The organism is Pseudomonas avellanae BPIC 631 (assembly GCF_000444135.1).
Classification (GTDB): Bacteria; Pseudomonadota; Gammaproteobacteria; order Pseudomonadales; family Pseudomonadaceae; genus Aquipseudomonas; species Aquipseudomonas avellanae.
This window is the reverse complement of record NZ_ATDK01000101.1, coordinates 1-6,532: the sequence shown is the minus strand read 5'-3', so window position 1 is coordinate 6,532 and position 6,532 is coordinate 1. Positions and strand designations below refer to the sequence as shown.

The following is a 6,532-nucleotide window of genomic DNA, read 5'->3' as shown; positions in this document are numbered from 1 at the left end:
AGTACACCCTTGCGGGACGCGTGTCTGAGGCGTTTTTTATGTCTCAATAGGGTTGATTTTCATTTTTGATATAGTACTGTCACAAAATCTAGAGCCTAAAGAGACAAAAGCGCTATTGGGGTAGAGGACTGAATCTTGTGACCGCCACTATGGTGCTCTGGAACACAGGGTTTGGGAGTAACGAAACAGAATGTGCACTTAGCCCAGCTCCTGAAGACCATTGTTTGATGGACGCTAAATCATCGGTTTTTCAGTCGCATTTAATCCTGATCGGTTGCGCTCGATTGCAGGTCGAAGTGGCTGGATGCAGGTTCGTTTGCAGTCAATGCTGGTTCGCAGTGCCGGATAGACGCAATCAATCCTGGTCGAAAAACGCGATGATTGCAGGTCGGTGCCATTTCGATTGCAGGTCGTTACAGTTAGGTATGGCTCAAAAGAGTAGTTCTTTCTGGCACGGCTCATTAGGGTTGCCTTTAGGTCAACTGAGCCATAGCTGATAAGCTCGGCCCGTTTAGGTATACCAAAATGGGCCATACGATGACGACTCTCAATGTTGCGCGGGTGTACCTGCGTGTCAGTACAGAAGACCAGGACTTGCAGCGCCAAGAAGCGATCATTGGCAATGCGCGAGCATCGGGCTACTACGTGGCTGCGGTCTATCGCGAAAAAGCATCGGGCGCTCGATCCGACCGTCCCGAGCTGTTGCGCATGATAGAGGACCTGCAACCAGGTGAAGTCGTCATCGCTGAGAAGATCGACCGAATCAGCCGTCTTCCCTTGGTCGAAGCAGAAAAGCTTGTGGACGCGATCAGGGCTAAGGGCGCTCGCTTGGCAGTGCCCGGCATCGTCGATTTATCGGAATTGGCCAATGCATCCAGTGGCGTCGCCAAGGTGGTATTGCAAGGCGTACAAGACATGCTGTTGCGTGTTGCACTGCAAATAGCGCGTGACGACTTCGAGGACCGGCGAGAGCGACAGCGGCAAGGCATCGACTTGGCCAAGAGCGCTGGTAGATACAGAGGACGTAAGCCGAATGCTAAAGTGCATGAAAGGGTCATTGCCCTTAAAAGCGGCGGGTGTAGCATTGCGGAGACTGCACGGTTGGCGGGGGTCAGCGTCAGCCAGGTAAAACGTGTTTGGTCGCAGTACCTGGCAGCTAAGGCTGATGTCTGAAATGCTGCTTGGTTCAGATACCCTGTCTATGACCTTGCTAAATTATTTTCATCCTCTCGGTCACCAGCATCAAACCCCTTTTCATTAGGCACAAAAATGCTCGATTTATCCGCAGAGCAACACCAACTGGCGAAGATAGTCCATGACTATGCCAGCCGATTTCCATCGACAGAAAGTGGCGATAGCCAGCTACTACAGGGCTGCTATGACTATATGATGTTTTTCAAACAGGTGCTCGACAGCTCATCAAAAATCCAAATGGACTATATCTGCCTGCAATATCCAGGGTTTTTTCGTTTCGCGAAAATGATGGAGTTGCTGGCACAAGGTATTGCTGATGGCTTCATTAAGGTACCGAAAGAACACTAAAAGTGACACACCCGGAAATCCGTTTTCTGAACCTCCGCATTCGGGGGAGATCACAAGCCAAAACAGAGGCAGAAATCATCGCCATCTTCCACGCCAGTACCAAGCCGATAGCACGTAGCGCCGGACGTTCGTACGTTGCTGCTGCCTATCGGTCTGGTACTAAGCTGGTTGATATCCGCACCAGTCTTGTCCATGACTACACACGGCGCGGTGGTGTTTTTTCCACAGAGATCATGTTTCCGGACGGCACCAGCACCGAGCGTAATGCTCTGTGGAACGCCGCCGAATCCGCAGAAAAGCGCAAGGATGGCCGGACTGGTCGAGAGTGGATCATCGCGCTACCCGCCGAACTGGATGACGGAGCGCGCCAAAAACTGGCATCTGCGTTTGGCATCGAGCTGGCCAACCTGCTGCCTTTCCAGATGATATGGCAATAGGTTTTTGCATCAGTTGCGTAATGCTATCCAGTCTCAAAGAACGCGTTTATAGGCTGGCCGGAAATTTCGGCGGTTTGGGCGTACAACCCCCCTGTAAGGAGAAGGCACGATGAAAAGTCTGCCACCAAAGCAGTCAAGGGCTCGACCAGTTGTCTTCGCGGAAGGCGCGCAGTGGATACGCGCAGACTTTCATCTGCACACACGAGCTGATCGCGAATTCAAGTACACGGGCGATGACAACTTCTATCACAGCCACTACGTGGATGCGCTTGAGAAAGCTAGCGTACGGCTGGGCGTCATCACTAATCACAACAAGTTCGACCTTGATGAGTTCAAAGCGCTGCGAAAAACGGCTCAGAATAAGGGCATTGCCCTGCTGCCGGGCGTCGAGTTGTCGGTCAACGATGGGGCCAATGGCATCCACACTCTTGTTGTATTCTCAGACGAATGGATTGATGAGCACGACCACATCAACCCCTTTCTGACAAGCGCATTCGAAGGTAAAACGCCGGCGCAGTACGAGCAGGAGAACGGCCGTTCCTCCTGGTCTCTTTTGGAGACGATCAAGAAACTGGAAAGCTATCACCGCGACTTCTTTTTAGTCTTCGCCCACGTCGAAGCACCGAGTGGCTTGTGGGCGGAGCTGGATGGCGGCCGACTCACTGATTTGGGGCAAAATGAATTCTTCCGGCGCAGAACGCTAGCATTTCAGAAGGTTCGCACTCACGACGGGGCGGGCAAAGACAAACCTTGCCGCACAAAGATTCAAAGCTGGCTGAAAAGCTGGTACCCCGCGGAACTCGAAGGCAGCGACCCCAAGGGTATAGAAGAAATTGGTCGGGGCAAAACCAGCTACTTGAAGCTAGGCGAGCTGTCCTTCGGGGCGGTGAAGTTTGCCTTGGGTGATCCCGCTGCGCGGGTGGCTATGGAACCGCAGAAACATAAGGCCTCGCACATTCGAAGCATCCACTTTGATGGTGGCATTCTCGACGGGCAGACGCTGCACTTCTCCTCCGAGCTCAATGCGCTCATCGGCATCCGGGGCAGCGGCAAGTCCTCTCTCTTGGAGGCTGTGCGCTACGCTCTTGATATTCCGCGAGGCGAGAAGGTACAGGACACCAAGTACAAAGATGAGTTGATCCGCCACACCTTGGGCAGCGGCGGCAAGGTGACGCTAACGGCTTGCGATATTTACGGGCAAGAGTTCACAATCTCCCGCATCTTCCGCGAAGCACCTAACGTTTATCTGGGCGGCACCTTGCAACCCGGCGTTTCGATTCGAGAAACCGTGCTGCGCAGCCCGATCTATTTCGGGCAAAAAGATCTCTCAAGTACCGGTGAAGGCTTCGAGACCGATCTGGTGGAGAAACTGGTTGGCGAAAAGCTCCGTGTGCTGCGCGAAGCAATCGAAACTCAGCGCCAGCGCGTGTGCGAAGCTGCGCAACGCTGGCTCAAGCTCAGCAACATTGCCGAAACTAAACGTGACTTCAACGCTCAGCTTACCGATGCGAACTTCCGTCTGAAGAAGTTCGAGGAGTACGGTGTCGCCGACAAGCTCCAAAAGCGCCTGGGATTCCAGCAGGACGCAACTGCGCTCGCGCGCATGGCGGAGCGTGCAGACGATTTCATCCTCGCCTTGGGCAGCCTCATCGCCGAGCATGAAGACGAACTGCGCAACGCGACGAGCTACGTTTCCAAGCAGAATCCAGACTTCTTCGTGGCTTACAACGCCGAATTTTCCAACCTCGTTGCCGGGGTCGATCAGCTCAAGCAGATCGAGCAGGACATGCGCGCTGTTGCGGCTCGTCTCGGGACCAAGCAGTGCGAGTTTGAAGGGGCTAGTAAGAGTCTTCAGGAGGAGTTTGCGCAAGTCGAGCGGCAACTGGCTCAAGAACTCAAGCAAACCGGTATGACAGCCATCCAGCCGGACGATTTTCTGGCCCAGCAACAGCGCAAAACCAAGGCGGAGCAAATGCTGGATGCTTTAGCCAAGCAGGAATCACAGCAGACCACCATTCGCGATGCGTTGTTTGCCGAAATCGACAAGCTCAATGAACTTTGGCTGAGGGAATTTACCACCATCAAGACGGAGCTGGATCGCGTGAACGCTGTCAACACTGCCTTGCAGATCGAAGCTGACTTCAAAGGTGACAAAGAAGCCGCTATTAGCTTCATGCAGCAGCTTTTTAAGGGTAGTAACATCCGCGAAACCACCCTGCGAGCGGTTATGGAGGACTATGCCGATTTCGGTGGGCTGCTGCGTTCACTTCCTGGGGCTTTAGTCAAGGCTGGAAGCGCGCCTGAAGTCTTTGAGAAGACTTTTATGCAGTACCTGGTCGAGTTTAGCGCATGGCAGGTGCCCAACCGCTTCGTGATCCGTTATCGCGGCAAGGAGCTGAGGCACCACTCGCTCGGACAACGCGCTTCGGCCCTGCTGTTATATGTACTCAGCCAACGACAGAACGATGTCATCATCATAGACCAGCCGGAAGACGATTTGGACAACCAGACCATCTATGACGATGTGATCAAACTGCTGCGCGAGATGAAACCTCACGCCCAGTTCATCTTCGCTACCCACAACGCCAACTTCCCAGTGCTGGGTGACGCAGAGCAGGTGCACGCCTTTCAGTACCAAGACGAGAAGGTCGCCACACAAAGCGGTAGCATCGATGCCCATCCGGTGCAGGAGGCCATCATCAACATTATGGAAGGAGGCCAGGAAGCCTTCAACCGCCGTAAAGAGGTTTACAACTTATGGAAACTACAGAGCTGATCGACGTCATCAGTCGAGGCGAGGACAGCCGCCAGCAATTCAAAGCTGACATGACCAATGCCGATGCGTTGGCCGCCGAGATCGTTGCTTTTAGCAACACCGCTGGCGGGCGCATCCTCATTGGCGTGAATGACGATGGATCGGTGCGCGGGCTGTCCGGTACCGACTTGGCTCGCCTCAACCAACTTGTCTCCAATGCGGCTTCTCAGAACGTCCGTCCCGCTGTAAATCCGTTGACCGACAACGCGCCGCACCCAAATGGCACAGTAATGGTCGTTTCTATTTCTGAAGGCATCAGCAAGCCATACATGGATAAAAACGGTACTATCTGGGTGAAGAATGGCTCAGACAAGCGCCGTGCCACTTCACGCGAGGAACTTCAGCGCCTATTTCAGCAAGCGGGCTTGGTACATGCCGATGAGACACCTGTGGCGGGCTTGGGCCCGGGGGAGGTGGACTTGCCCTATTTCGAAGCATTTTTTGAGCAACAATTCGGCGAGGAACTGGCCTTACACCACCAGCCGCTACCTCAGTTGCTGACCAACATGAATCTGATGAACCAAGGACAGCTCAATGTGGCCGGCAGCCTGCTGTTTGCCAAGGTCCCGCACTACGCGCTGCCAGCCTTCATCATCAAGGCAGTGGCCTTTGTAGGCAATGAGATCGAGGACGAGCGCTACATCGACAGCCGCGACATCACCGGCAAGCTGGCTGACGTGTTCCAGCAGGCTCTGGGTTTTATTATTGCCAATACCCGCGCCGTGCAAGGTGCCCAGGGCTTCAACTCTCCGGGTCAAGCCGAGATACCGCGCATCGTCTGGGAAGAATTGGTTGCCAACGCGCTTGTACATCGTGACTACTTCATCAGCGCCCCGGTGCGCGTGCTGGTCTTTGCGGATCGAGTCGAGATCATCAGTCCGGGCCACCTGCCCAACAACCTGACCATTGAAAACATCAAGGCGGGTAACTCCAATATGCGCAATCCCATCCTAGCTTCCTTCGCCGCCAAGCTCTTGCCCTACCGTGGTCTGGGTAGCGGCCTGCTGCGCGCGCTGAGAGCCTGGCCACAAATTGAACTGGTCGATGACCGTGCCGGGAATCTGTTCAAGGCCATTGTGGTACGCCCCGGTGTGTTGTAGACAGCAGGAATGGGTGTGCTTCAATCGGACACAGTCCAGGCTGCACGAGGGCCTGTCTCCTGTCGGCAATGCTTACCTGTAGCGGCTTGCAATCGAAAACGACCGTGCTCGCAATCAGCACACTTTTCGGCTCAGATTAACTGCGACTGACGCAGCCCTCTGTCTGGCTCACATTAGTTGCGAGCGAGCTTGCATTCAACTGCGTCTGCTTGCATTACATCGCTGGCAACTCACATTAGCTGCGAGTGAAAATGAGCGGGGCAGATCGGCAAATCCGCCGCGAGCATTTCGTCGCGCAGTGTGTCCATGTCAGTGGTGTGCTTCCCGCTCGACGCATTCGCCGGTTTTGAGTCTGTCTTTGGAACCCAAGAGCCCTTGCGACCACACATTGGATCAGATTAATTCATCCGGGACAGCTGATAGAGCTATGAATCCTCTACGATCTATTCAACACAACATTACAACTCCCCCAATCAGTGGCGGTCAGCCATTAGACGCGGTGGGCCCTCAGGCCCAGCAATCCCATCCTAAAAGGATTTCACCCTCTCAATTGAGCCAAAGCGCTCACCAGGCTCTAGGGTCTGTTCCCGTTTCGACGTAACCTATTGATCCCTATGAGAACAGGCCCGTATTGTTGG

Annotated in this window: 5 protein-coding genes and 1 pseudogene; all 6 read left to right on the top strand. The window is 54.2% G+C overall.

Annotation, left to right across the window (positions count from 1 at the left end):
* Positions 1–537: 537 nt before the first annotated feature.
* On the top strand, positions 538–1,173 hold the full coding sequence (locus DW49_RS0107075) for a recombinase family protein (protein WP_024421154.1): 636 nt from the start codon (positions 538–540) through the stop codon (positions 1,171–1,173).
* A 96-nt stretch (positions 1,174–1,269) separates the two neighbouring features.
* Entirely contained in the window at positions 1,270–1,542 is a 273-nt protein-coding gene (locus DW49_RS0107070) for a hypothetical protein (protein WP_024421153.1), read from the top strand.
* A gap of 2 nt (positions 1,543–1,544) precedes the next feature.
* On the top strand, positions 1,545–1,979 hold the full coding sequence (locus tag DW49_RS0107065) for a MobA/MobL family protein (RefSeq protein WP_024420044.1): 435 nt from the start codon (positions 1,545–1,547) through the stop codon (positions 1,977–1,979).
* A 109-nt stretch (positions 1,980–2,088) separates the two neighbouring features.
* Positions 2,089–4,755 carry a TrlF family AAA-like ATPase gene (locus DW49_RS0107060; protein ID WP_005614723.1) on the top strand — a complete coding sequence of 889 codons (2,667 nt, stop codon included), beginning with the start codon at positions 2,089–2,091 and terminating at the stop codon, positions 4,753–4,755.
* Entirely contained in the window at positions 4,737–5,894 is a 1,158-nt protein-coding gene (locus DW49_RS0107055; protein ID WP_005614725.1) for an RNA-binding domain-containing protein, read from the top strand. The genes DW49_RS0107060 and DW49_RS0107055 overlap by 19 nt, the downstream gene beginning before the upstream one ends.
* Positions 5,895–6,321: 427 nt before the next feature.
* Positions 6,322–6,471 (top strand): annotated as a pseudogene (locus DW49_RS1000000133300) (restriction endonuclease); the annotation flags it as partial.
* Between the last annotated feature and the right edge of the window lie 61 nt (positions 6,472–6,532).